Genomic DNA, 26,171 nt, shown 5'->3' on the forward strand with positions numbered 1-26,171 from the left:
GCGCATTTTTCCGATGCTAGGGCATGGTGCCGACCGACGGCAATGGCTTCATACCACCTAAGACATGGACTCACCCAGTCCAGCACCCAGTCACCGACCAACGCCAGTTCCGCGCCCTGTCTCACAACCACCGCCCCCCATTCCCCCCAGACCCTCACACCTCCGGCGTTTCCCCCGCCAGAATCGCCCGCATCCAGCCCCGGTCGATATTTCCGCCGCTCAGCACCACGCCCACGCGCTGCCCCGCCAGTTGATCGCGTTCCGACAGGGCGGCGGCCAGTGCGGCGGCGCCTGCGCCTTCGGCAAGGTTGTGCGTGTCGGAATAATAGATCCGCACCGCCTCGGCCACTGCATCGTCGCTGACGGTGATGATGCGCTCTGCGCCTTTGGCGTAGATCTCCAGCGCCTCGGGCACCGGCACGCGCACGGCCATGCCATCGGCAAAGGTGCGGGCGGTGTCGGTCGGGGTGGGGTGGCCGTTTTGCACCGAGAGCAATGCGCATTGCGCGCCCTCACTGACCACGCCCACGATCCGGGTTTTCAGCCCCAGCGCATCGCGCGCGGCAATCGTGCCGCAGAGGCCCGAGCCGCAGCCGATCGGCACATAGACCGTATCCAGATCGGGCCGGGCGGTGAACATCTCCATTCCATAGGTGGCAACGCCGCGCAGCAATTCGCGGTGAAAAGGCGGCACGGGAAACAGCCCCTCGGTCGCGGCAACCCGCATCGCCTCTTCCCGCGCCATGTCGAAATCACTGCCGAATTCACGCAGCTCCGCCCCGAAGGATCGCATCGCCGCGTTCTTTTCGACCGAATTGCCCCTGGGCACATAGATCACCGCGCGCAGACCGGCGGCGGTGGCGGCGCGGGCCTGACTTTGCCCGTGATTGCCGCGCGTGGCGGTTATGACACCGGGACAATCGGAATGGGCGCGGCGCAGCCAGTCGATGAAGGTGATGCCGCCGCGCAGCTTGAACGCGCCGGTAGGCCCGTGATTTTCATGCTTGACCCAAAGTTCGGTGCCCAGCCGGGCGGAAAGCTGCGGCCAGTGATGCAGCGGGGTCGGCGGCATATGGGCGGAAACCAGATGGCAGGCGGCATCGAGTTCGTAGCGCGTGAACTGCATAGTCTTCCCTTTACACGGATGCGCCGAATCAGACCGGGCCATCCGCCGCCTGTCAAGCCGGGGCTGGTCAGATCGCCGCGCCTTATGGCAAGGATGGTTCGGGCGCGCTGGGGGGTGGCTCGGGCTCCGGTCCGTCGTCGCGGCGCGGCAGCACCGCTGCGATCTCGGCGGCCATCCGGTCGGGGTTCAGCGGTTTGGACAGATAGCCGTCGACGCCGCTGGCCAGATATTGGGCGCGATGGTCGATCAGCGCATCGGCGGTCATCGCGATCACCGGGATCCGCCCCGGCGCATCGGGCAGTGCGCGGATCTGGCGGATCGTTTCACGCCCGTCCATTCCGGGCATGTTCATGTCCAGAAGCACCAGATCGGGCAGGTCGCGCACCAGCAGGCGCAGCGCCTCTTCGCCGCTGGCCGCCTCGACTGTGCCTGCACCCAACATGCGCAGATAGGTCGCGGCGACAAGCCGGTTGGTGGCGATGTCATCGACCACCAGCACCCGCAGCCGCCGTCCGCGCTGGGCAGAAGGCAGGTTTTGTGCCGGATTGGCGGTCTGCGTCGCGACTGGCGCAGTGGTGGCATTTTCCAGAGCTTCGGATCGTTCGGGAAGCGCTGGCAGCGCGATGGTCAGACGGAACACTGCCCCCCGCAAGGGGCCTGCCCCCCCGTCCTCGCGGCTGGGGATGATGACCAGATCGCCGCCCATCTGGCGCGCCAGCGCGCGGCTGATCGACAGGCCAAGCCCGTTGCTTTCCACCGGCAGGGCCGGGGGCGCGGTTGTGCCGGTCCGGATTCCGCCCTGTCGTTTCTGCAGCGCCACCGGCATGCCGGGATCGTTGCAGAAGGGTTCAAAGACCAGTTCATGCAGATGTTCGGGAACGCCGCTGCCACTGTCGGCCACGTCGATCTGCAACCGGGCCGTGCCGTCGGGCAGGTCGATGCGCTGCGCGGTCACGCGGATTTCGCCCTCCTGCGTGTGTTTCAGCGCATTCGACAGCAGGTTTGACAGGCATTGCCGCAGGCGCTGGGCATCGGCCATGTCGGTCCGGTCCAGCGCGCTGTCGATCCGCAGACGCAGCGCCAGCCCCGCCGCCTCGATCCCCGGCTGGAACAGGCCCGCCGCCGCCGTGATCTCGCGCGATGGATTGACAGGCTGCCGCCGGATCGGCATGCGCCCTTCCTGAATCGCGGTCAGATCCAGAATATCGTCCAGGATCGAGGACAGCCCCTCGGCCGAGGCCATCAGCACCGAAAGCCGCTGCTGGCTGAGCATGTCACGGTTGCGGCGCAGTTCGGCATGGCCCATGCCCAGAATCGCATTCAGCGGTGTGCGCAGCTCATGGCTCATCTGGGCAAGGAAACGGCCCTTGGCGCGCTCTCCCTCTTGTGCGGCGCGGCGGGCGCTGGCGATTTCGGCATGCATCCCGTAATTGGAATAAAGCGCCACGATCGCATAGGCCAGCCCCGTCAGCGCGGCCACCGTCGACAGCACGAGGCCCGCGGCGTCATTCTGGTCGATCCAGTAGACCGCATTGCCCGGTATGATGACGACCGCGACCCCGGTAATCCCCGCCAGACCGAAAGGCTGGTGCAGCGCCCGCACCGTGGCCAGTTGCAGCAGGGTCGACATCACCATGCCGACAGCAAAGGCCTTGGCGTAATCGTCCGGGCTGTGCCAGGCAAGAATCGGAGGCAGGGTGAAGGAAATCTCCATCACGAAGCTGACAAAAATAGTCAAACGATAGCGCCACGGCATCCGGGCCGGGTCCAGCCGTTCCATCAGCATCATCGTCGCGAATTCGGCGGCAAGATTGGCCAGCGCGCAGATCAGCACGATCCAGACCGGAACGAAGATCGCACATAATGCGAAAGCGACATTGGTCAACCCGATCCGCTGCCAGCGCTCACGCCGGATCAGACAAAGTTGCCGGGTGATCTCATCCGGGGCGTCGGGTCCGGGCGCAACGGTCAGGGCAGGACGATTCGGCAAGGCGCGTGACGCTCCGTTCACAAAGGCTTGGGCAGTTGAGGCGGGCAAAGCTTCGCTGTCAACCACAACCGCAGGATGAGATGTCCGTCATGGCCCTTCAGGGACCGGTCAGACCGACCTCTTGCAAAAGCCGCCCGTCGGGCGCGAAGACCAGCAGGCGGTTATCCGAAGTGGCCACCGCCAGCCAGCCCTCGCCGAAGGTGATGGCGCGGGGTGTGGTGCCCTCGGGCAGGCGCACGGTTTCGGGAAGGGCGGGCAGCGGGCGCACCGCCTGCGGCATCCGGGTGACAATCACCGCAACCACCGTTATGACACCGCCGATCAAGGTCAGCGTGAGAACGATCACCAGCGCCTTGAGAAACCGCAGGCCGGGCGGCAGCCTGACCTCATCTTCCGGAGCCTGATCCATGTCCTTGCCGCCTTCCGTTCTGATCGTGACGATCGGGGAAGATCCCCCGGAACGCCTTGATAAGGCGCTGGCGCGCGATGTGCCAGAGCAGGCGGCCCTCTCGCGTTCACGCCTTGCACGGATGATCGCAGAGGGGGCGGTGACACTGGACGGGCGCGCGGTGACTGATCCCAAGGCGAAAGTGGCCGAGGGGCAGGACTATGCGCTGACGCTGGAACCGGCGGCTGAGGTGGACACCCTGCCCGAGGATATCCCGCTGACGGTCCTGTGGGAGGATGACGACCTGATCGTGATCGACAAACCCGCCGGACTGGTCGTCCATCCCGCGCCGGGATCCTGGACCGGCACGCTGGTCAATGCGCTGCTGCATCATTTCGGCGGCAATCTTTCGGGCGTGGGCGGCGAGCGGCGCCCCGGCATCGTCCACCGCATCGACAAGGAGACCAGCGGGTTGCTGGTCGTGGCGAAATCCGACCGCGCGCATCACGGGCTGGCCGCGCAGTTCGAAGCCCATAGCGTGACGCGACGCTATCTGGCCGTCACCCATGGTGTGCCCGATGCCGCCGATCCACGCCTGCGCGGTGTGGCCGGGCTGGGGTTTGAACCCGGCGGCATCATCGTCATCCGCACCCATCTTGCCCGGCACCGGACCGACCGGCAGCGGCAGGCGGTCTGTGCCGAGGGCGTGGGGCGCCATGCGGTGACGCGGGCTCGGGTGCTGGAGCCGTTCGGCAGGCCCCCGGCGGCGGCGCTGGTGGAATGCTGGCTTGAAACCGGGCGGACGCATCAGATCCGTGTGCATCTGGCCCATGCCGGGCATGGGCTGATCGGCGATCCGGTCTATGGCGGGCGCCGGAAGCTGGCCACCCGCGCCGTGGGAGAGGCGGGCGTCGCGGCGGTTACGGGTTTTGCCCGGCAGGCGCTGCATGCCGCAACGCTGGGCTTCGATCATCCGGTGACGGGGGAACGCCTCGATTTCGTCTCTGAGCTGCCGGAGGATATGACCGCCCTGATCGCTGCCTTGAGCGGCAGCGTCTGACCCTGCCGGTTTTTGCGGCAAGGCGGTGTTCTGCGGGCCGCCGCCGCAGGGCAAATTCGCTGTCAAAGGGTCACGGCGGGTGACATATGCGTGAAACTCCTGACACAGACCTGTCAGAGCGACGGAACCACAATCATCATCCGTTCATTGGATCATGACAGGGGCAGGCTTGACCTGCCGCGCCACGATCCCCAGATAGGCCGATCCCCGCGGCCGCCAGAGGGCAAGCCGGCAAGGCAGAGCCACCAAGGCAGACCGGGGCAGGAGGACAGTGCCAATGACGACTTATGCCAATTTGCCCGCCCCGAGCCCGGAACAGGGTCTGAACCGCTACATGCAGGAAATCCGCAAATTTCCGCTGCTGGAGCCGGAAGAGGAATATATGCTGGCCAAGCGCTGGGTCGACCATCAGGACGCGCAGGCGGCCCATCGGATGGTCACCTCGCATCTGCGGCTGGCCGCCAAGATTGCCATGGGCTATCGCGGCTATGGCCTGCCGCAGGCCGAGGTGATCTCCGAGGCCAATGTCGGGCTGATGCAGGCGGTCAAGCGCTTCGATCCCGAAAAGGGCTTCCGCCTTGCGACCTATGCGATGTGGTGGATCCGGGCCAGCATTCAGGAATACATCCTGCGCAGCTGGAGCCTTGTGAAACTCGGCACGACCTCGGCGCAGAAAAAGTTGTTCTTCAACCTGCGCAAGGCCAAGGCCAAGTTGGGCGCGCTGGAAGAGGGCGATCTGCGCCCCGAGAATGTCGCCCAGATCGCCAAGGATCTGAACGTCACCGAGGATGAGGTCATCTCGATGAACCGCCGCCTGTCGGGGGGGGATGCGTCCCTCAATGCGATGGTCGGCTCCGACGATGGCGGCGGCACGCAATGGCAGGACTGGCTGGAAGATGAAGACAGCGATCAGGCCGCCGACTATGCCGAGCGTGATGAGCTGGAAACCCGGCGCGAATTGCTGACCGAGGCGATGTCGGTGCTGAATGACCGTGAAAAGGACATTCTGGTGCAGCGCCGTCTGACCGATGTGCCGGTGACGCTGGAGGAACTGTCGGAAGGCTATGGCGTCAGCCGCGAACGCATCCGCCAGATCGAGGTGCGCGCCTTTGAAAAACTGCAGGGCAAGATGCGCGAACTGGCCCGCGGCAAGGGCATGCTGATCCCGGCCTGACGGGTCTTTTGCAGATCTGTTGCTGAAAAGGAAGGGGAGGGGGCTGTCTGCCCCCTCTGCCTTCGGCATTCACCCCCGAGGATATTTCGGAACAGATGAAGCTGCAGGGCGGGTTAGGTCGCTGCCGTTGCGCTGAATGTTTCAGGGCCATCAGCCGGGACTCCACAAGCCGTGTGATGTGACCTAGGGTCGCCGCAACCAAAGCGGGAGAGCGACATGGGTGATGCGGTGAAATGGGGCATTCTGGGGGCGTCGAAATTTGCCCGTGAATTCATGGGGCCCGCGATCCATGCGGCCCATGGCGCCGACCTGCTGGCGCTGGCGACCTCGGACCCGGCCAAGGCTGACCCGTTCCGGGCGTTCTGCCCCGGTATCCGGATCCATGACAGCTATGACGCGCTGCTGGCCGATCCTGAAATCGAGGCGGTCTATATTCCGCTGCCCAATCATCTGCATGTCGACTGGACGCTGAAGGCGGCGGCAGCGGGCAAGCATGTGCTGTGCGAGAAACCCATCGCCCTGAGGGGCGCGGATTTCGACCGGCTGATCACGGCGCGGGAGGCGTCGGGGCGTCTGATCGCCGAGGCCTATATGATCGTGCATCACCCGCAATGGATCCGTGCTGCGGAACTGGTGCAGGGCGGAGCCATCGGGCGGCTGCGTCATGTCGATACGGTGTTCTGCTACAACAATCCCGACCCTGCCAATATCCGCAACCGCGCCGATGCGATGGGGGGCGGGATCCGCGATATCGGGGTCTATACCTATGGCGGCGCGCGATTTGTCACCGGGGCCGAGCCTGACGACCTTCGCGCGCGCGTCATGACGGAAAAGGGGGTCGATACATGGGCGCAGGTGACGGGCAGTTTTGCCGGGCCGATGGGGCGCTTCACCTATTCCGCGCTGACCTCGACCCGGCTGTTCCCCCGGCAGGAAATCGTCTTTCAGGGTGATGAGGGGCTGCTGCGGCTGACCGCGCCGTTCAATGCGCGGGTCTTTGGTGAGGCGCGGGTGGAACTGCACCGCCCGGGCCTGTCGGTCACGACCGAGCGGTTTCCGGCGGTCAGCCAGTATGAATTGCAGGTCGCGGCCTTCTGCCGGTCGGTTCGCGATGGCGCAGCCTATCCCTGCCCGCTGGAGTTTTCGCGCGGCACGCAGGACATGATCGACCGGGTGTTCGATGCCGCCGAAGAAATCGCAGCGCCTTAGTGACGGGATTTGTCTTTCATCTTCCGGGATCGGTGCTGCGTGACCGCAGCCTGATGAAACCCTATTACGTCCGGCTGACCGAAGGGCTGGGCGCGCGTGGGTTCCCCCTGCGGCTGGTGGTGCATGACCGCGCCTGCCTGCTGGACCTCGTGGCACAGGACAGCGATTTCCACATTGTCGATCATGGATGGCAGCGCCATCCGCGCCTTCTGAACACAGGGATTGCCTATATCTATCCGTTCTGGAACCTTGACCCTTGGGGGATACGGGCGCATTCCTCGATTGTCGGCATGTCCTTTGATCCCGAAGCTGTGGATGCGGGTGCAGCTGCGGCATTTGCCGCCCGCCTGCGCCGTCGACTGTTGGAGGCGCGCAAGTCGCGCTATGAGCAGCCAGTGGCGGTGACGCCGGTCCCCCCGGGCTGCATTGCGGTTTTCCTGCAAGCCGAGGCGCATCGCGACGTGGCCGAGACCTGCCACCTGACGCTACGCCAGATGGTGCGGGGCCTGATCGCGCGTGACGATCCGCGCGCCATTGTCATCAAGCCGCACCCTTTGGATACTGACCCAGACACCCGACGCTTTCTGCGCCGCATGGCGGGGCGCGATGCGCGGGTGCAGGTGCTGGAGGCGAATATCCATGACATTCTGGCGCAGGCCTCTGTCACGGTGACGATCAATTCCGCCGTAGGTCTGGAAAGCCTGCTGCACCGAGTGCCGGTCGTGCTGTGTGGGCGCACCGATTTTCACCATGGCTGCCGCACCGCAACCGATGCCGCCAGCCTTGATGCCGAGATCGGCCAGGCGGCTGCCCGCCCGGTGCCGTTTGACGCCTATCTCTACTGGTACCTGGGGCTGAATTGTCTGAATGCGGGTAGCCCCCGGCTATTGGACGACTTTCTGGGCAGGGTGGCCGCGACCGGCTTTGGGATATCGCAGGCGAAATGATCCACGACCTTCACGCTTGCGCCTCTGATCATGGCGCTGCGGATGCCTTTCGCCACCCCTCCTGTCGGAGGAGGGGAGGCAAGGGCAGAGAGGTTATCAGTCCTCCATCGCCTCCAACTCGTCAATGAAGCCTGCGATCATCGACAGGCCCTTGTCCCAGAAGGCCGGGTCAGACAGGTCCAGCCCGAAGGGTGCGAGCAATTCGCGGTGATGTTTGGACCCACCCGCGGACAGAAGATCGAAATACTTCTCCTCGAACCCCGGCAGACCGTCCTCATAGGCGGCGTAAAGCGCATTCACCAGCCCGTCGCCGAACGCATAGGCATAGACGTAAAAGGGTGAATGCACGAAATGCGGGATATAGGCCCAGAAGGTTTCATAGCCTTCCATGAAATCGAAGGCCGGCCCTAGGCTTTCGGCCTGAACGCTCATCCACAGGGCGTTGATGTCATCGGGGGTCAGTTCGCCCTCGGCCCGCGCGGCATGCAGCTTGCATTCGAAATCATAGAACGCGATCTGCCGCACGACCGTATTGATCATGTCCTCGACCTTGCCGGCCAAAAGGGTGCGGCGTTCGGCAGTGGTTTTCGCGCCGTCCAGCAGCTTGCGGAAGGTCAGCATCTCACCAAAGACCGATGCGGTTTCGGCCAATGTCAGCGGTGTGGCCGACAAAAGCTCACCCTGCGCTGCGGCAAGGCGCTGATGCACACCGTGGCCCAGTTCATGCGCCAGAGTCATCACATCGCGCGGCTTGCCCAGATAATTGAGCATGACATAGGGATGCACGGTGCTGACCGTCGGATGGGCAAAGGCACCGGGGGCCTTGCCCGGCTTCACGCCTGCGTCAATCCAGCCTTGGGTGAAGAAGGGCTCGGCGAGTTCGGCGAGTTTCGGGGAAAAGGCGGCATAGGCATCGGTGACGGTCCTGCGCGCCTCGTCCCAGTCCACAAGGCGCGGCGCATCCATCGGCAGGGGCGCGTTGCGGTCCCAGACCTGCAGCCGGTCAAGCCCCATCCATTTCGCCTTCAGCGCGTAATAGCGGTGGCTGAGGCGCGGATAGGCGGCGACGACCGCATTGCGCAGCGCCTCGACCACCTCGGGTTCGACATGGTTCGACAGATGCCGCCCATGCTGCGGGCTGGGCATCTTGCGCCAGCGGTCCTCGATGGCCTTTTCCTTGGCCAGCGTATTATGAACGCGCGAAAACAGCTTGATATGCTTGTCGAAGGTTTCGGCCAGCACCCGCGCTGCCGCCTCACGCCGGTTGCGGTCCGGATCGGTCAGCAGGTTCAACACCGCCTCAAGGTTCAGCGGCTCATCCTCGAACGGCAGGGCAAAGGTCAGCCCGGCCATGGTTTCATCGAACAGCCGGTTCCAGGCGGCGGCACCGATGCTGGACTGGTCATGCAGGAACCGCTCCAGCTCATCCGATAACTGGTGCGGGCGCATGGCGCGCATGCGGTCAAAGACCGGGCGATAGCGGGCGAGATCGGCGTTTTGCGACAGCAGTTGATCAAGATGCGCATCGTCCAGCCGGTTGAATTCTAGGCTGAAAAACACCAGCGGCGTGGTGAAGGCGGTGATGCGGTCCTGCGCATCGGCCATGAATTTCGCGCGCTCGCTTTCCATCGTGTTCTGATAGTAGCGCAGCCCGGCATAGGACATGATGCGCCCGGCGGTGACGTCGATCGCCTCATAATCCTGCACGCAGGCCAGAAGGGCGTCGGCGTCCAGCGTGGCCAACTGCCCCTCATGGCGGGCAGCGAAATCGGTGCAGGCCGTTTCCAGCCAGCCCATGTCCCGGGTGAATTCCGGCGCATCGGGGGCGGGGTAAAGATCGCGCAGATCCCATTCCGGCAGCTTGCCAAAGCCCCCCGAACCGGTACTGGCGTCGAAAACGGGGCGGGGCAGCGGCAGGGTCATCGTCTCACCTTCTGGATTGGTCATGACCCATCTAGGGGGAGGGTCCCCCGGGTTTCAACCCCCGGGTTTCCGTCACGCGCGGTCGCGCTCAATGTCCGTCGGCGGAAAGGTCGGGCGGCGCGTCGGGGGCTTTCGCGCCGCTGCGCGCGGCTTCCAGCGCGCGGACGACGAAATCCTGCCCGCGCCTTGCGGCCAGCCGGATGCGGATCGAGGTCATGAAGGCCTCTTGCAGCGTGGGAGACGAGGCGCCGACGATCCGGCCAACCTTTTCATAGAACCGGTCGTCGTCAATCTCGTCCATCGCCGCAAGCGTGGCCTGTGCCAGATGGTCGCCCAGATCCTCGGCCACGCCCATGGATCAGCGCGACCCTTCGCCAAGACGGCGGCGGACATAATCCGAGACCGTGATGATCATCGGCGACATATGCGCCTCATCATCCTTGAAGAAGTGATCCGCCCCTTCGATCTGTTCATGGGTGACGGTGATGCCCTTCTGCTCATGCAGCTTGTTCACAAGGCTGACGGTATCTTTCGGCGGGGCCACCTTGTCGGCGCTGCCGTTGATGACCAGTCCCGACGACGGGCAGGGCGCAAGGAAGGAGAAATCGTAAAGATTGGCCGGAGGTGAGACCGAGACGAAGCCGGTGATCTCGGGCCGCCGCATCAGAAGCTGCATGCCGATCCAGGCGCCGAAGGAAAACCCCGCAACCCAGCAATGTTTCGAGTTCTGGTTCATCGATTGCAGGTAGTCCAGCGCCGAGGCGGCATCGGACAGTTCCCCAATACCCTGATCATATTCGCCCTGACTGCGCCCGACGCCGCGGAAGTTGAAGCGCAGCACGGTGAAGCCCAGATTGTAAAAGGCGTAATGCAGGTTGTAGACAACCTTGTTGTTCATCGTGCCGCCGAATTGCGGATGCGGATGCAGCACGATCGCAATCGGCGCGTCACGTTCCTTTTGCGGGTGGTAGCGACCTTCGAGACGGCCTTCGGGGCCAGCAAAGATGACTTCGGGCATGGGTCCGCCTGTTTCCTTCCATCGCGGGCTTTGATAGACAGAGCCGGCGAAATAACTTAGAACGATTCAAAACTGGCCGTCCTGAGACGCCAGAGATCCAATGCTGAGTTAAGCGGCCTGCCCCGGCAGGTCAATGGAGAAGCGGGAAAGGGAGGGCCGGGGCATGAAACTCTCGACAAAAGGGCGCTATGCGATGGTGGCGCTGGTCGATCTTGCGATGGCCGGCAGGGAGGACCTTGTGTCACTGGCCGCGATATCAAAACGTCAGGATATCTCGCTGCCCTATCTGGAGCAGCTTTTCGTGAAACTGCGCCGTGCCGGGCTGGTCGAGGCGGTGCGGGGGCCGGGGGGCGGCTATCGTCTGGCCCGTCCGCCTGTCGAGATCCGTGTCAGCGAGATCATGGAAGCGGTGGAAGAAACGGTGAATGCGATGCATTCCGGGGCAGGGGCCTCGGGCGGTGTTTCGGGAACCCGGGCGCAAAGCATGTCGAACCGCCTGTGGGAGGGGCTTGCGGCGCATGTCTATGTCTTCCTGCATCAGACGCGGCTTTCGGATGTGATCGGCAACGGGATGAAACCCTGTCCAGCGGTTCCGGCCCTGTTCCGGGTCGTGGATGAGGACTGACCGGCGCGGTGGGTGAACCGGGGCAGGGGGGCTGTCTGCCCCCCCGCCCCGTTTGCAGGCAAACGGGGCGCCCCCCGGAGGATATTTTCAAACAGGTGAAACGGCAGGGAACGGGACGTGAGCGGGCGCAGCTATCTCGACTGGAATGCGACGACGCCGCTGCGCCCCGAGGCGCGGGCGGCCATGGTCGCGGCGATGGATGTTCCGGGCAATCCATCCTCGGTCCATGCCGAGGGCCGGGCGGCCAAGGCGTTGCTGGAACGGGCGCGGGCGCAGGTGGCTGCGGCATTGGGGGCCTCGGCGGCCGATATCGTCTTTACCGGCTCGGCAACCGAGGCGGCGGCCATGGCCGCCGTGGGCCGCGCGCTGTCCTGTGGGGCGGTGGAACATGATGCGGTGCTGGCGGTCTGCAATCCCGATCTGGCGGTGACGCCTGCGGGCCGGGTGATCGTGCCGGATCCGGGACAGGCCGCGCTGCAACTGGCCAATTCCGAAACCGGCGTGATGCAGGACCTGCCGCCGGGGCTGGCGCTGTCGGATCTGACGCAGGGTTTCGGCAAGGTGGCCTTTGCCTTTGACTGGCTGGGGATCGAGGCGGGGATCGTCTCGGCGCATAAGCTGGGCGGGCCGAAGGGGGTGGGCGCGCTGGTGCTGCGGCGGGGCCTCGACCTTCCGGCGCTGATCCGGGGCGGCGGGCAGGAAATGGGCCGTCGCGCGGGCACCGAGAACCTGATCGGCATTGCCGGTTTCGCCGCTGCGGCCGAGGCGGCGGCGCGGGATCTGGCCGATGGGGTCTGGGACCGGGTTGCCGAACTTAGAAATATTCTAGAAAAGGCATTGGCATCTGCTGCGGATGGGACTATTTTTGTCGGGAAAGAGGCGGCAAGGCTTCCCAATACGCTTTGCCTGATGACCCCCGGCTGGAAAGGGGAGACGCAGGTGATGCAGATGGATCTGGCGGGATTCGCAATCTCGGCAGGGTCGGCCTGTTCGTCCGGCAAGGTCCGGGCAAGCCGCGTGCTGACGGCCATGGGCCATGATGCGGATCACGCCGCTTCGGCGATCCGCGTCTCGCTGGGGGCCGATACGACCGAGGACGATGTGCTGCGCTTTGCCGATGCCTGGCTTGCCGCCGCGAAACGATACCGCAGCCGCGCTGCGGGCTGACAACCGATCACCGGGCCCGGCCCGGAAGGAGAGACCGAATGACCGCCATGGACCAGATCGAGCTTGAAGTGCGCGAAGGCGTTGATCGTGAGACGATCGAAACCGTGCAGGCCATGGCCGGCAAATACAAACACGGCTGGGAAACCGAGATCGAGACGGAATATGCGCCGAAAGGGCTGAACGAGGATATCGTGCGGCTGATTTCGGAAAAGAACGGTGAGCCGGACTGGATGCTGGACTGGCGGCTGGCGGCGTTCCGGCGCTGGCAGCAGATGGAAGAACCCCGCTGGGCGATGCTCAACTACCCCGAGATCGACTATCAGGATCAGTATTACTATGCCCGTCCGAAAAGCATGGCCGAAAAGCCCAAAAGCCTTGATGACGTGGATCCCAAGTTGCTGGCAACCTACAAGAAGCTGGGGATCCCGCTGAAGGAACAGATGATTCTGGCCGGGGTCGAGGGGGCCGAAGCGCTTAGCGAGGCGCCGCGCAAGGTGGCGGTGGATGCGGTGTTCGATTCGGTGTCGGTCGGCACCACCTTCAAGGCTGAACTGGCCCGGGCGGGCGTGATCTTCTGTTCCTTCTCCGAGGCCGTGCGCGAGCATCCCGAACTGGTGAAAAAATATCTGGGCTCGGTCGTGCCGCAATCGGACAATTTCTTTGCCACGCTGAATTCGGCGGTCTTTTCCGACGGTTCCTTCGTCTATATCCCCGAGGGCGTGCGCTGCCCGATGGAACTGTCGACCTATTTCCGGATCAATGCCGAAAATACCGGACAGTTCGAACGCACCCTGATCGTGGCCGAAAAAGGCAGTTATGTCAGCTATCTGGAAGGCTGCACCGCGCCCAAGCGCGACACCCATCAGTTGCATGCGGCGGTGGTCGAGATCGTTATTCTGGAGGATGCGGAGGTCAAGTATTCCACCGTGCAGAACTGGTATCCGGGCGATGAGGAAGGCCGGGGCGGGATCTACAATTTCGTCACCAAGCGGGCCGATTGCCGGGGCGACCGGGCCAAGGTGATGTGGACGCAGGTTGAAACCGGATCGGCGATCACCTGGAAATACCCGTCCTGCATCCTGCGCGGCGATGACAGCCAAGGGGAATTCTATTCCATCGCGATTGCCAACAATGCCCAGCAGGCCGATACCGGCACCAAGATGGTGCATCTGGGCAAGCGCACCAAAAGCCGGATCGTGTCCAAGGGCATTTCGGCGGGCCGGGCGCAGAACACCTATCGCGGGCTGGTCTCGATGCATCCGAAGGCCAAGGAAAGCCGCAACTATACCCAATGCGACAGCCTGCTGATCGGCGATAAATGCGGCGCGCATACCGTGCCCTATATCGAGGTGAAGAACAATTCGAGCCGGGTCGAGCATGAGGCGACGACCTCGAAGGTCGATGACGATCAGCTGTTCTATTGCCGCTCACGCGGGATGGATGAGGAAGAGGCGGTCGCGCTGGTCGTGAACGGGTTCTGCAAGGAGGTGCTGCAGGCGCTTCCGATGGAGTTCGCGATGGAGGCGCAGGCGCTGGTGGCCATCAGCCTTGAGGGTTCGGTGGGCTGAAGGCCCGTCGCGGAAAAGGGGATCGGGTCACATGGCGGAAGGGGCGAAGGCACGGCTTGCCTGGCTGGCGCAGCGCATCGCGCCGGCCCGCCCCCTGCGCATTGCCGATGTGGGGGCCAATCCGCTGGGCAAACCGCCCTATCTGCCGCTGTTGCGCGCCGGATTGGCCGAGGTCTGGGGCTTTGAACCCGATCCGCTGGCCCTTGCCCGGCTGGACCGGACCGATCCGGCGGTGCATGTGCTGCCCCATGCGGTGGGGCGGGGCGGGGTGGCCGATTTCCATGCCTATCCGGCCTCGGAAATGTCCTCGCTCTACCCGCTCAGCGCGGCGGCAATCGGCTATCTGGGGCATTTCCGGCGCCATCTGGGAACCGAGACGCGCAGCCGGATCGAGACCCACAGGCTGGATGACATGGACGACCTGCCGCGCCTCGATCTGTTGAAGATGGATGCGCAGGGGGCCGAACTGGCAGTGCTTGAGGGCGCGCGTGACCGGCTGACCGGGGCGGTGGCGGTGGTCACCGAAATGCGGTTTTACCAGCTTTATGACGGTGAACCAGCGCTATGGGAACTGGACCGCGCGCTGCGCGAACAGGGCTTCGTTCTGCACCGTTTCCTGCATCAGAAAACCCGGATGCTGCATCATTCGCAGCGGGCCCGGGTCGATGCGCGGGCCATAGGGTCGCAATTGATTGATGGGGATGCGGTTTATATCCGCCGTTTTGAGGATCGCGCGGCTTGGGATGACGCGCAGATTGCGGCGCTGGCGCTTCTGGCCTGCGGGGTCTTCGGCAGTGAGGATCTGGTGCTGCTATGCCTTGACGAACTGGCCGCGCGGGGGCGGGTGAAGCCGAAGGTCGCGGCGGCCTATGCGGATATGCTGCCGCAGGCGGTGCCGGCATGAATGACACAACCCTTTCCGCGCCGGAACTGACCATGCCGCCCGAAGCGGCAGATCTGCTGCGCGAGACCTATGCAGGCGCGGGCGTGATCCTTGAATATGGCTCGGGCGGATCGACCGTGCTGGCGGGGTCGATGCCGGGCAAGCGGGTCTTTGCGGTGGAAAGCGACACGGGCTGGATCACCCGGATGAAGGACTGGTTCGCGGGCAATCCCCCGGCATCCAAGGTGGTGCTGCATCACGGCGATATCGGGCCGACCGGAAAATGGGGCCATCCTGTCGACGAAAGCCATTGGCGGCGGTTCCTGAACTATCCGCTGACGGTCTGGGACCGGCCCGATTTCGCCCATCCCGATGTGGTGCTGGTCGATGGGCGGTTCCGCATCGGCTGCTTTCTGGCGGTGCTGATGCGGATCACCCGGCCGGTGACCCTGCTGTTTGACGATTACACGGGGCGCGCGTCCTATCGCGCGGTTGAGGATTTCGCCCGCCCTGCGGGCTTTGCCGGGCGTATGGCACGGTTCGAGATTACGCCGCGCCCGCCCCGTCCCGAGGAATTCGGCCGCTGGGTCAAGCTGATGCAGCGCCCGCTTTGACATAGGCCCGGCACCGGGCAGCACAGATGAAATGAGGAAGAAATGCTGAAGATCGAAAATCTGCACGTCAAACTGGAAGAAGAGGACAAGGTCATCCTGAAAGGGGTCGATCTGACCGTCGAGGCCGGAAAGGTCCATGCGATCATGGGGCCGAACGGGTCGGGAAAATCGACGCTGTCCTATGTGCTTGCGGGCCGCGACGGCTATGAGGTGACCGAGGGGTCGGCGCAGCTGGATGGCGTGGAACTGCTGGACATGGATCCCGAGGAACGCGCGGCGGCGGGGCTTTTCCTTGCCTTCCAGTATCCGGTCGAAATTCCCGGCGTCGGCAACATGACCTTCCTGCGCACGGCGGTGAATGCACAGCGCAAGGCGCGTGGCGAGGAGGAAATGTCGGCGGGCGAGTTCCTGAAGGTGATCCGCGAAAAGGCCAAGGCGCTGAAGATCGATGCCGACATGATGAAACGCCCGGTCAATGTGGGCTTTTCGGGCGGTGAGAAGAAGCGCAACGAGATCCTGCAGATGGCGATGCTGGAACCCCGCATGTGCATCCTCGATGAAACCGATAGCGGGCTGGATGTCGATGCGATGAAACTGGTTTCCGAAGGCGTGAACGCGCTGCGCGATGCGGGCCGGGCCTTTCTGGTCATCACGCATTATCAGCGGCTTCTGGACCATATCAAACCGGATGTCGTGCATATCATGGCCGATGGCCGCATCGTGAAGACGGGCGGGCCGGAACTGGCGCTGGAAGTGGAGCGCAATGGCTATGCCGGTATCCTGTCCGAGGTGGCGTGATGGCACTGGCACAACGCAAATCCGACGCGCTGACGGCGCGGATCGCCGGGCTGGATCTGCAGGTCGGTGACTGGTCCGAGGCCGCACGCAAGGACGCGCTGTCGCGACTGGCCGCCATGGGCCTGCCCGACCGGCGTGATGAATACTGGCGCTATACCGACCCCGCAGCCCTGACCGCACCTGCGGCCCCGGCGGCGGCCCCGTCGGATGCCGATGATGGCGCGCTGGTCTTTGACAGCATCGACCGGCTGCGGCTGGTCTTTGTCGATGGCGTTTTCGACGCGGCGGCCTCGGACGATCCGGCGCTGGCGGGGGTCGAGATTTCCCGTCTGGCCGAAGGCGGCGCGCTGCATTGGGCGCGTGACCTTTACGGCACGCTTGAGACGCGGGCGCAGACCCCTGTCGCCCGTCCGCTGGCGACGCTGAACACCGCATTCGCGCGCGATGGCGTCCTGATCCGTGTGACGGAGCGGGCGGTCAGGCCTGTTGCGCTGATTTATCGTCAGGGCTCAAAGGGTTCCGACGCGATCCTGCATCACTGTGTGAAGGTCGAGGCCGGGTCGGAACTGACGGTTCTGGAAAGCGGCACGGCGGCGGCGCGGGTCAATTGCGTGCTGGAGGTCGATATCGCCGAAGGCGGGCGTTTCCACCATATCCGCATGCAGGGCCGCGACCATGACCGCCATGCGCTGACCCATGTCTTCGCGCGGCTGGCGGCGGAATCGCTGTTCAAAAGCTTCACCCTGACCGCCAATGGCCGCCTGACCCGCAATGAGGCGGTGATCGAGATCCTTGGCGACGATGCCGTGGCCCATGTCGCGGGCGCTGCCTTGGGGGATGGCGATTTTCATCAGGACGACACTGTCTTCGTCACCCATGGGGCCGAACGCGGCGAAAGCCGTCAGGTCTTCAAGAAAGTGCTGCGCAACGGGGCGACGGGCGTCTTTCAGGGCAAGATCCTTGTAAAGCAGGGCGCGCAGAAAACCGATGGCTATCAGATCAGCCAGAGCCTGCTGCTGGATGAGGACAGCCAGTTCCTTGCCAAGCCCGAACTGGAAATCTACGCCGATGACGTGAAATGCAGCCATGGCTCCACCTCGGGCGCGATTGACGAGACGGCGCTGTTCTACCTGCGCTCCCGCGGGCTGCCGGAAAAGGCGGCGCAATCGCTGCTGGTGCTGGCCTTTCTGGCCGAGGCACTGGCCGAGATCGAGGATGAGGCGCTGGCCGAGGATATCCGCGCAAGGCTGGAAAACTGGCTGACGCGGCAAGAAGCCTCTGCCGCGACCATGGACGGCGACGCCCCGGAGGCCCGGGGCTGAATGTCCGTCACCCGCGATATCGTGGCAAGCTGGCGCGGCCCCCGGGCCGTGATGCGGGCGCATCTGGCCCGGCCCCGGTCGGAGCCTTTTGCCTTCACGCTGCTGGTCACCTTCCTGATCGTGGCCTTTGTCGCGCAATGGCCCGCTGCCAGTCGCCAGACGGTGCTGCAACCCGATGTGCCGATGACGCAGCGCCTGCTGGCCGCGGCACTGGCGCTGGCGGCACTGGTGCCCTTCTGGTATCTGCTGGCAGCCATCGGCCATTGGGTGGCGCGGGCCATGGGCGCGGGGGGCGATCATTACCGCGCAAGGCTTGCGCTGTTCTGGGCGCTGGTCACGGTCTCGCCGCTGATGCTGCTGCAGGGGCTGGTCGCGGGCATGATCGGGCCGGGACCGGCGCTGACCTCGGTTTCGGTGCTGGCCGGTCTGGCCTTTCTGACCTTCTGGGTCATCAATCTGAATGAGGCGGGGCGCTGAGCGATGGATTTCACAGTATCAGGCTTGCTCAATCTCGCGCGGGATTCGGTGACGGATCCGCGCGGCGTGGCGCGCAGGATCATGGGGCTGGGCCTGCCCGCGCAGGTGGGCTGGATGGCGCTGGGGCTGATGGCGGTGGCCTCGGCCCTGCTGACGCATCTGAGCCTTGCGCTGTCCCCGCCCGCCGCGCAGGAGTTTTTCGGGGATGCCATGGCAAGCCCTTTGCGCACGGCGGTGCTGCAAGGGCTGGTGATGGTGATATCGGTCCATCTGATCCACCGCATCGGCGCGTTGCGCGGCGGGATCGGGGGGCTGACCGAAACCATCCTGCTGGTGGCCTGGGTGCAGTTCCTGCTGCTTCTGGTGCAGATGGTGCAGATGGCAGCACTGGTGCTGCTGCCGCCGCTGTCGGATCTGCTGGGGCTTCTTGGCCTTGCGCTGTTCTTCTGGCTGCTCAGCAATTTCGTGGCCGAACTGCATGGTTTCCAATCGGTCCCGAAGACCTTTCTGGGCGTTCTGGCGGTGATGGTTCTGGCGGGCTTCGTTCTGGCCATCATTCTGGCCACGCTGTTCGGCGCGCCGGCAACGGGGGTTTGATCCATGTATGACGTGACCAGGATCCGCGCCGATTTCCCGATTCTTGCCCGGCAGGTGAATGGCAAGCCGCTGGTCTATCTGGACAATGGCGCCTCGGCGCAGAAGCCGCAGGCGGTGATCGACGCGGTCACGCAGGGCTATGCGCAGGAATATGCCAATGTCCATCGCGGGTTGCATTATCTGTCGAACCTTGCGACCGACAAATATGAGGCCGTGCGCGGCAAGATCGCGCGCTTTCTGAATGTCCCCTCCGAGGAGGAGATCGTCTTTACCACCGGTACGACCGAGGCGATCAATCTGGTCTCTTACGCCTGGGCCGCGCCGCGCCTGCAGCCGGGCGATGAGATCGTGCTGTCGATCATGGAACATCACGCCAATATCGTGCCCTGGCATTTCCTGCGCGAGCGGCAGGGTGTGGTGCTGAAATGGGTTGATTGCGATGCCAATGGCGATCTGGATCCCAAGGCGGTTCTGGCCGCCATCGGACCGCGCACACGGCTTGTTGCGATCACCCATATGTCGAATGTCACCGGCACCGTCGTCGACATCGACGCGATCTGTGCTGGCGCGCGTGCCAAAGGCGTGCCGGTGCTGGTCGACGGGTCGCAGGCCGCCGTCCATATGCCGGTGGATGTGGCCGCAATGGGCTGCGATTTTTACGCCATCACCGGGCACAAACTTTACGGTCCCAGCGGTTCGGGCGCGATTTTCATCAAGCGCGACCGCATGGCCGAGATGCGCCCCTTTCTGGGCGGCGGCGACATGATCCGCGAGGTTGCACGGGACGCGGTCAGCTATGCCGATCCGCCGATGCGGTTCGAGGCGGGAACGCCCGGCATCGTGCAGCAGATCGGTCTGGGCGTGGCGCTGGATTACCTGACGGATCTGGGGATGGACAACATCGCCGCCCATGAACGCCGCCTGCGCGACTATGCCCGCGACCGTCTGGCCGGGCTCAACTGGCTGTCGGTGCAGGGCAATTCGGCAGGCAAGGGCGCGATCTTCAGCTTCACGCTGGAGGGGGCGGCCCATGCCCATGACATTTCCACAGTGCTGGACAAGCGCGGGATTGCCGTGCGGGCGGGCACGCATTGCGCCATGCCGCTGCTGACCCATCTGGGCGTGGGGGCGACCTGCCGGGCCTCCTTCGGGCTTTACAATACCGAGGCCGAGGTCGATGCGCTGATTTCCGCGCTTGAACTCTGTCACGATCTTTTCGCCTGAGATCCCGCTTCCGGCCGGGATCCGGGCGCGATTTGGCGTTGCAACCGCGTCCCATCTTCGTTACCTAATCGCGCAGAACGACCGGCGCGGGGCCGGACCCATCCCGCACAGCGCAGAAATGCGATGGTCCCATAGCTCAGCTGGATAGAGCGCTGCCCTCCGAAGGCAGAGGCCGCACGTTCGAATCGTGCTGGGACCGCCATTTCCGCCCCTTCTTTTCCGCTTCCTCCCCGGCATGCTGACCCTGTTCTGTCCACGGCTTTTCGCCGCCGGGTCGATTTTCCCTGGCTTGGGCGTTGACTATCCCGGGCGTTTCATGGACCTAGTATGGCAGTTTGTGATGCACCCCGGCCAGTACCTGCGCCGGGGCAGCAAGGGGGGCGGAATTGGGACGACTTGCAGGAAAGACAGCCTTCGTCACGGCGGCGGGGCAGGGGATCGGGCGCGCATCGGCGCTGGCGCTGGTACGCGAGGGCGCAAAGGTCATTGCGACCGATATCAACCCCGAAACGCTGGCAAGCCTGAAGGCCGAAGCACCGACGATTGAGACGCGGATCTTCAATGTGCGCGATGCCGATGCGGTCAAGGCCATGGCGGATGAGGTCGGCGCGCCCGATATCCTGTTCAACTGCGCGGGCTTTGTCGCCGCAGGCACGATTCTTGACTGTGACGAGGATCAATGGGCCTTTTCGGTCGATCTGAACATGACCGCACTTTACCGCGTGTTGCGCGCCTTCCTGCCGGGCATGATCGACAACGGCGGCGGCTCGATCATCAACATGGCCTCGGTCGCGGGCTCGGTTCTGGCCGCGCCGGGGCGGTTCGTTTATGGCGCCAGCAAGGCGGGCGTGATCGGGATGACCAAATCCGTCGCCGCCGATTTCGTGACCAAGGGCATCCGCTGCAATGCGATCTGCCCGGGCACCGTGGAAAGCCCGTCGCTGGAACAGCGCCTGCGCGATACCGGCGATTATGACGCCGCCCGCGCCGCCTTCATCGCGCGTCAGCCGATGGGGCGCATGGGCAAGGCCGAGGAAATCGCGGCCCTCGTCGTCTATCTCGCCTCCGATGAAAGTGCCTATACGACCGGCGTCGCGCATGTGATCGACGGCGGCTGGGCCAATACCTGAAGAAAGGACATAAGATGAAACTTCTGCGTCACGGCCCGCGCGGCCAGGAAAAGCCAGGAATGCTGGCTGCCGATGGCACGATCCGCGATCTGTCGGCCCATGTCGCCGATATTGGCGGCGATGTGATCTCGGATGCGGGGCTTGCGAAACTGGCCAAGATCGACCCGGCCTCGCTGCCCGAGGTTGCCGCCGGAACCCGTCTGGGCGCCTGTGTCGCGGGCACCGGCAAATTCATCTGCATTGGTCTGAACTATGCCGATCACGCTGCAGAATCCGGCCTTGCCGTGCCGCCCGAACCCGTGGTCTTCATGAAGGCCACCTCGGCGATCTGCGGGCCGAATGACGACATCATCATCCCACGCACGTCCGAGAAAACCGACTGGGAGGTGGAGCTGGCCGTCATCATCGGCAAACATGCCAAATATGTTTCCGAGGCCGATGCGCTGGATTATGTCGCAGGCTATGCGGTGGCCAATGACGTGTCCGAACGCGCTTTTCAGGCCGAGCGCGCAGGCCAGTGGACCAAGGGCAAAAGCTGCGACAATTTCGGTCAGCTTGGCCCCTGGCTGGTGACCCGGGATGAGGTCGCCGATCCGCAGAACCTGTCGATGTGGCTGACCGTCAATGGCGAAAAGGTGCAGAACGGCTCGACCACGACCATGGTCTACGGCGTTGCCCATGTGATCAGCTATCTCAGCCAGTTCATGTCGCTGCATCCGGGCGATGTCATTTCCACCGGCACCCCTCCGGGCGTCGGCATGGGGATGAAACCGCCGCGTTACCTCAAGGCCGGTGATGTCGTGGAACTGGGCGTCGAACGTCTTGGCCAGCAGCGCCAGGACGTGATTGCCGACGCGTGATGGGCCAAGGGGAGGGCAAGGCATGAATATCTATGACCTGAAAGGCCAGGTGGCCGTCATCACCGGCGGTGCGCAGGGGATCGGCCTTGCCGTTGCCGAACGCATGGCCGCCTCGGGCGCCCGCGTCGTGCTGTGGGATCAGGACGGCGCGATGGCCGAGGCTTCGGCGGCGAAGCTGGGCCAGGGCGCGATCGGGATGCAGCTTGACGTGACCGATGCGGCGGCCTGTTCGGCGCTGGCCGAACGGGTGGTTGCGGAATGCGGCCGGATCGACATTCTGGTTGCGTCTGCCGGGGTCGCGGGCGTCAATGCCCATGTCGCCGAATATTCGGTCGAGGAATGGCACCGCGTCATCGCGATCAACCTGCATGGCGTCTTTCATTGCTGCCGCGCCGTGCTGCCGCAGATGATCGCGCAGAAATACGGGCGGATCGTCAATATCGCCTCCATCGCGGGGAAAGAGGGCAATCCGACGGCGGGGGCCTATTCGGCCTCCAAGGCGGGGGTGATCGGGCTGACGAAATCCATCGGCAAGGAAACCGCCGGCATGGATATCGCGGTCAACTGCGTGACGCCCGCCGCCGCCAAGACGCGGATCTTCGACCAGATCACCCAGGCGCATATCGACTTCATGCTGTCGAAAATCCCGCGCGGTCGCTTCCTTGAAGTGGCCGAGGCCGCCTCGATGATCACATGGCTGTGCACGAAGGAAAATTCCTTCACCACCGGCGCGGTCTTTGACCTGTCGGGCGGGCGCGCGACCTACTGACGGCGCAGCCAAGGTTCTGAAATCAAAAAGGGGGCGGTGAAAAACCCGCCCCCTTTTTCTGTCTGAAAATATCCCGGGGGGAGTCGCGGCACGCGACGGGGGGCAGCGCCCCCCGCCTTTCTCCCGTCAGTCCCGCGTTCCGGCAAAACGCTGCGCCCAGTCGGCGCGCTCCTCATCCGTGATCTTGCGGAACAGAACCTCGGGCACGGTGAAGGCATGGCCCACCGGCAGCGCGGTCAGGGCCGATGCCAGATCGCCGGGCCAGGACCAGTCCTGCGTTCCCATCCCCTCCATCATCGACGCTGCGGCATCGGGAATGAACGGGGCCGAAATCACCGCATAGACCCGGATCAGGTTCAGCGCGAGGCGGATCTGGGCTGCGGCCTGCGCGGGGTCGGTCTTGACCACCGTCCAGGGGGCCGCCGATTGCAGATATTCGTTGCCCGCAACCCAAAGCGCGCGCAATTCAGCCGCGGCCTTGCGCACCTCCATTGCCTCCATCAGCGCCTCATAGCTGCGCAACCGGCCCTCAAGCTCTGCAATCAGCGCCTCTTCCGCCGGTCCCCATGCGCCGCCCTCGGGCACGGTTTCCCCGAATTTGGAACGGCAGAATTTCGTCACACGGCTGACCAGATTGCCCAGAACATCGGCCAGATCCTTGTTCACCGAGCCCTGGAAATTCTCCCATGTGAATTCCGCGTCAGAGGATTCCGGCGCATGGGACAACAGCCACCAGCGCCAGTAATCGGGCGGCAGAAGGCTCAGCGCCTGATCCATGAACACCCCGCGCCCGCGTGAGGTGGAAAACTGGCCACCATCATAGTTCAGGTAATTGAAGGACTTGATGTAATCGACCAGTTTCCACGGCTGTTCCGATCCCAGGATCGTGGCCGGGAAGGACAGGGTGTGGAAGGGCACATTGTCCTTGCCCATGAACTGCGTATAGGTCACGTCCTGGGCGCCCTCGTCGGTCCGCCACCAGCGCGCCCAGTCGCCGCCCGTCGCATCCGCCCATTCCTGTGTTGCGGCGATATATTCGATGGGCGCATCGAACCAGACATAGAAGACCTTGCCCTCCATCCCCTGCCATGGCGCGCCCTCGAACTGCACCGGAACGCCCCATTGCAGATCGCGGGTGATGCCGCGGTCCTGCAACCCGTCCCCGTCATTCAGCCATTTCTTCGCGATGGAGGTGGTCAGCAGCGGCCAGCCGGTCTTGCTGTCGATCCAGTCGGCCAGCTTTTCCTTCATGGCCGACTGGCGCAGATACAGGTGTTTCGTCTCACGCAGTTCCAGATCGGTGGATCCGGAAATCACCGAACGCGGCTCGATCAGATCGGTCGGGTCCAACTGCTTGGTGCAATTGTCGCATTGATCGCCGCGCGCCGAGGTATAGCCGCAATTCGGGCAGGTCCCCTCGATATAGCGGTCCGGCAGAAAACGGCCATCGGCGCGGGAATACATCTGCTTTTCGGTGACCTCGCGGATCAGCCCGATTTCGGCCAGCCGCGCCGCAAAGGCTTGGGTCAGCGCATGGTTCTGCGGGCTGGAGGAGCGCCCGAAATGGTCAAAGGACAGCCGGAAACCGCGCGCAATCTCGGCCTGAACCGCATGCATTTCGGCGCAATAATCCGCAACCGGCTTGCCTGCCTTGGCGGCGGCCAGTTCGGCGGGCGTGCCATGTTCATCCGTGGCGCAGATGAACATCACCTCATGCCCCCGCGCACGCAGGTAGCGGGCATAAAGATCTGCCGGCAGCTGGCTGCCGACAAGATTGCCCAGATGCTTGATCCCGTTGATATAAGGGATGGCGGAAGTGATAAGATGTCTGGCCATGTCGCGCCCTTCGCAAAGGTTCCGGCCCGCTCTTTAGCGCATGGTTGGCCTGAGGGCCAGAAGCGGCTTGACCGCGCCGGGGCGGCACGATCCTGTCAGCGCTCGTCATCCTTGCGGCGGTCACGCCCGCGTCCCAGCAGCCGCCCGATCAGGAAAGATGTGCGCGGCTCATAGGTATAGGCGGTTTTTGAATCCGGGGCAGGGCGGGCCCGCATCCGCGCGATGCCGAAGCCGATCAGCGCCAGATTGGACAGCGCGATCATCAGGAACATCGCCGAGGGACCGAAATGCTCGATCCCCAGCGAGGCGACCCAGGGGCTGGCAATTGCGCCGACCGCATAAAGAAACATCAGGGCCGCCGAAAGCTCGACCCTTTCGCGGGTTTCGGCAAAATCATGGGCATGGGCGGTGGCGACGGAATAAAGCGGCAGGGTGGCAAAGCCGAACAGGGCGGCCGCAGTAAAGACCGCGACCGTTCCGCCCCCCGCCAGCAACACGGTTGCGGCACAGGCAATGGCGCTGCCGACCGAAAGCCCGATCAGCACGCCGCGCCGGTCATATTTGTCGGCGATCCAGCCCACCGGCACCTGTGCCAGTGCGCCCCCCAGCACATAGGCCGCCAGAAACAGCGCGATCTGTTCGGCGCGCAAGCCCACCTCGATCCCGTAGACCGGGCCGACCATGCGGAAGGCCGCCCCCGTGACGCCCGAAACCACCACCGCCGCCGCCGCCAGCGGTGACCGCTGCCAGGCCAGCGAAGGGCGCAGGCGCGGTGCTTCGGGTGTTTCGGGCGGTGCGGTTTTCGTCAGGGTCAGCGGAAACAGCGCCGCACAGCACAATAGCGCCAGCAGGTTGTAGGAGACATATGAGGCAGGCTCCAGCACCCCGATCATCAGCTGCGCGCCAAGGCTGCCGCCAATATCGACCACCCGGTAGACCCCCATCGCCCGGCCCCGGGTCGCATTGGTGACCTTGGCCTGCAACCAGGCCTCGATGATCGTATAGCAGCCCGCGATGCACAGGCCTGACGCCACGCGCATCAAGGCCCAGGCATGGGCGTCGATTACCAGCATATGCGCCAGAATCCCGATCGTGCCGCAGGCGACAAAAGCCGCGAAGGCGCGGGAATGGCCGACCTCGCCCATCAGACGCGGCGCCCACCAGCAGCCGATGAAGAAGCCGAAGAAATGCGCCGAGCCCAGAATCCCGATTTCCGACGTGGAAAAGCCAAGCGCCGCGCCCGAAATCGCATCCAGCGGTGCCACCCCGCCCGATCCCAGTTGCAGCAGGATCACCGACAGGAAGAGGGCAGCGAATGAGATGAGAAGGCGCATTCCGGCAGAGGCTTTCGCAGATCGGAGCGGGGTCTGGGGTCGGATGTCCGGGCCGTCAGTCTGACCGGGGCGCGGTGCGGCCATCCTGTCGCGGTGACGCGGCGGCGTCCAGCCTTGATCTGCCCTGCCGGC

General features: G+C 64.3%; 25 protein-coding genes and 1 tRNA gene. 18 read left to right on the plus strand and 8 right to left on the minus strand.

Annotation, left to right across the window (positions count from 1 at the left end; all coding sequences use genetic code 11):
- Positions 1–154: 154 nt before the first annotated feature.
- The 3 genes from JL811_RS03780 to JL811_RS03790 form a co-directional block, all read right to left on the minus strand.
- Entirely contained in the window at positions 155–1,126 is a 972-nt protein-coding gene (locus tag JL811_RS03780) for a threonine dehydratase (RefSeq protein ID WP_202686994.1), read from the minus strand.
- 82 nt (positions 1,127–1,208) lie between these two features.
- Positions 1,209–3,116 (minus strand): response regulator, encoded by a 1,908-nt coding sequence (locus JL811_RS03785; RefSeq protein ID WP_202686995.1) that lies wholly within the window; start codon positions 3,114–3,116, stop codon positions 1,209–1,211.
- 97 nt (positions 3,117–3,213) lie between these two features.
- Complete coding sequence (locus tag JL811_RS03790; protein WP_202686996.1) at positions 3,214–3,525, minus strand: DUF6476 family protein; 312 nt, start codon at positions 3,523–3,525, stop codon at positions 3,214–3,216.
- Between JL811_RS03790 and JL811_RS03795 the strand changes: the two genes are divergently transcribed.
- The 4 genes from JL811_RS03795 to JL811_RS20240 all read left to right on the plus strand — a co-directional run bounded on the left by JL811_RS03795 (position 3,524) and on the right by JL811_RS20240 (position 7,894).
- Complete coding sequence (locus JL811_RS03795; protein ID WP_202686997.1) at positions 3,524–4,564, plus strand: RluA family pseudouridine synthase; 1,041 nt, start codon at positions 3,524–3,526, stop codon at positions 4,562–4,564. The two genes, JL811_RS03790 and JL811_RS03795, sit on opposite strands and share 2 nt — an antisense overlap.
- Before the next feature lie 277 nt (positions 4,565–4,841).
- On the plus strand, positions 4,842–5,738 hold the full coding sequence (gene rpoH / locus JL811_RS03800) for an RNA polymerase sigma factor RpoH (RefSeq protein ID WP_202686998.1): 897 nt from the start codon (positions 4,842–4,844) through the stop codon (positions 5,736–5,738).
- A gap of 216 nt (positions 5,739–5,954) precedes the next feature.
- Complete coding sequence (locus JL811_RS03805; RefSeq protein ID WP_202686999.1) at positions 5,955–6,947, plus strand: Gfo/Idh/MocA family protein; 993 nt, start codon at positions 5,955–5,957, stop codon at positions 6,945–6,947.
- A complete protein-coding gene (locus tag JL811_RS20240; protein WP_202687000.1) occupies positions 6,947–7,894 on the plus strand; it encodes a capsular polysaccharide export protein, LipB/KpsS family in 948 nt (315 codons plus the stop codon). Before JL811_RS03805 ends, JL811_RS20240 begins: the two co-directional genes overlap by 1 nt.
- A 96-nt stretch (positions 7,895–7,990) precedes the next feature.
- Here the strand turns inward: JL811_RS20240 and JL811_RS03815 are convergent, their stop codons facing one another.
- From JL811_RS03815 to JL811_RS03825, 3 genes are all read right to left on the minus strand, one after another.
- Positions 7,991–9,817 (minus strand): M3 family oligoendopeptidase, encoded by a 1,827-nt coding sequence (locus JL811_RS03815; RefSeq protein ID WP_202687217.1) that lies wholly within the window; start codon positions 9,815–9,817, stop codon positions 7,991–7,993.
- Positions 9,818–9,905: 88 nt separating this feature from the next.
- On the minus strand, positions 9,906–10,172 hold the full coding sequence (locus JL811_RS03820; protein WP_202687001.1) for a hypothetical protein: 267 nt from the start codon (positions 10,170–10,172) through the stop codon (positions 9,906–9,908).
- Positions 10,173–10,175: 3 nt separating this feature from the next.
- A complete protein-coding gene (locus tag JL811_RS03825; protein WP_202687002.1) occupies positions 10,176–10,835 on the minus strand; it encodes an alpha/beta hydrolase in 660 nt (219 codons plus the stop codon).
- A 163-nt stretch (positions 10,836–10,998) separates the two neighbouring features.
- Here JL811_RS03825 and iscR point away from each other — a divergent pair, with 163 nt between their 5' ends.
- The 14 genes from iscR (at position 10,999) to JL811_RS03895 (ending at position 22,869) form a co-directional block, all read left to right on the plus strand.
- Positions 10,999–11,460: a Fe-S cluster assembly transcriptional regulator IscR gene (gene iscR, locus JL811_RS03830; protein WP_202687003.1), complete on the plus strand. Its 462-nt coding sequence runs from the start codon at positions 10,999–11,001 to the stop codon at positions 11,458–11,460.
- Between the two features lie 117 nt (positions 11,461–11,577).
- Entirely contained in the window at positions 11,578–12,627 is a 1,050-nt protein-coding gene (locus tag JL811_RS03835) for an aminotransferase class V-fold PLP-dependent enzyme (protein WP_202687004.1), read from the plus strand.
- Between the two features lie 38 nt (positions 12,628–12,665).
- A complete protein-coding gene (sufB, locus tag JL811_RS03840; protein WP_202687005.1) occupies positions 12,666–14,195 on the plus strand; it encodes a Fe-S cluster assembly protein SufB in 1,530 nt (509 codons plus the stop codon).
- A 31-nt stretch (positions 14,196–14,226) separates the two neighbouring features.
- Positions 14,227–15,099: an FkbM family methyltransferase gene (locus JL811_RS03845; protein WP_202687006.1), complete on the plus strand. Its 873-nt coding sequence runs from the start codon at positions 14,227–14,229 to the stop codon at positions 15,097–15,099.
- Positions 15,096–15,692 (plus strand): hypothetical protein, encoded by a 597-nt coding sequence (locus JL811_RS03850; RefSeq protein ID WP_202687007.1) that lies wholly within the window; start codon positions 15,096–15,098, stop codon positions 15,690–15,692. Before JL811_RS03845 ends, JL811_RS03850 begins: the two co-directional genes overlap by 4 nt.
- Positions 15,693–15,734: 42 nt before the next feature.
- A complete protein-coding gene (sufC, locus tag JL811_RS03855; protein ID WP_202687008.1) occupies positions 15,735–16,490 on the plus strand; it encodes a Fe-S cluster assembly ATPase SufC in 756 nt (251 codons plus the stop codon).
- Entirely contained in the window at positions 16,490–17,812 is a 1,323-nt protein-coding gene (gene sufD / locus JL811_RS03860) for a Fe-S cluster assembly protein SufD (protein WP_202687009.1), read from the plus strand. The genes sufC and sufD overlap by 1 nt, the downstream gene beginning before the upstream one ends.
- Positions 17,813–18,289, plus strand: coding sequence for a YIP1 family protein (locus tag JL811_RS03865; RefSeq protein WP_202687010.1), 477 nt, complete (start codon positions 17,813–17,815; stop codon positions 18,287–18,289). It abuts the gene before it with no gap.
- A gap of 3 nt (positions 18,290–18,292) precedes the next feature.
- Positions 18,293–18,886 (plus strand): YIP1 family protein, encoded by a 594-nt coding sequence (locus tag JL811_RS03870; RefSeq protein WP_202687011.1) that lies wholly within the window; start codon positions 18,293–18,295, stop codon positions 18,884–18,886.
- A gap of 3 nt (positions 18,887–18,889) precedes the next feature.
- On the plus strand, positions 18,890–20,110 hold the full coding sequence (locus JL811_RS03875) for a cysteine desulfurase (RefSeq protein ID WP_202687012.1): 1,221 nt from the start codon (positions 18,890–18,892) through the stop codon (positions 20,108–20,110).
- A 125-nt stretch (positions 20,111–20,235) separates the two neighbouring features.
- Positions 20,236–20,312, plus strand: a tRNA-Arg gene (locus tag JL811_RS03880).
- Between the two features lie 184 nt (positions 20,313–20,496).
- Positions 20,497–21,240, plus strand: a complete 744-nt coding sequence (locus JL811_RS03885) for an SDR family oxidoreductase (RefSeq protein WP_202687013.1) — start codon at positions 20,497–20,499, stop codon at positions 21,238–21,240.
- Between the two features lie 14 nt (positions 21,241–21,254).
- Positions 21,255–22,100, plus strand: a complete 846-nt coding sequence (locus JL811_RS03890) for a fumarylacetoacetate hydrolase family protein (RefSeq protein ID WP_202687014.1) — start codon at positions 21,255–21,257, stop codon at positions 22,098–22,100.
- Between the two features lie 22 nt (positions 22,101–22,122).
- Positions 22,123–22,869: an SDR family NAD(P)-dependent oxidoreductase gene (locus tag JL811_RS03895; RefSeq protein ID WP_202687015.1), complete on the plus strand. Its 747-nt coding sequence runs from the start codon at positions 22,123–22,125 to the stop codon at positions 22,867–22,869.
- Positions 22,870–22,995: 126 nt separating this feature from the next.
- Here the strand turns inward: JL811_RS03895 and metG are convergent, their stop codons facing one another.
- Both metG and JL811_RS03905 read right to left on the minus strand, forming a co-directional pair.
- Positions 22,996–24,705 carry a methionine--tRNA ligase gene (gene metG, locus JL811_RS03900; protein ID WP_202687016.1) on the minus strand — a complete coding sequence of 570 codons (1,710 nt, stop codon included), beginning with the start codon at positions 24,703–24,705 and terminating at the stop codon, positions 22,996–22,998.
- A 95-nt stretch (positions 24,706–24,800) separates the two neighbouring features.
- On the minus strand, positions 24,801–26,039 hold the full coding sequence (locus JL811_RS03905; RefSeq protein ID WP_202687017.1) for an MFS transporter: 1,239 nt from the start codon (positions 26,037–26,039) through the stop codon (positions 24,801–24,803).
- Between the last annotated feature and the right edge of the window lie 132 nt (positions 26,040–26,171).

The sequence above is a fragment of the Szabonella alba genome (assembly GCF_016765775.1).
GTDB classification, from domain to species: Bacteria; Pseudomonadota; Alphaproteobacteria; order Rhodobacterales; family Rhodobacteraceae; genus Szabonella; species Szabonella alba.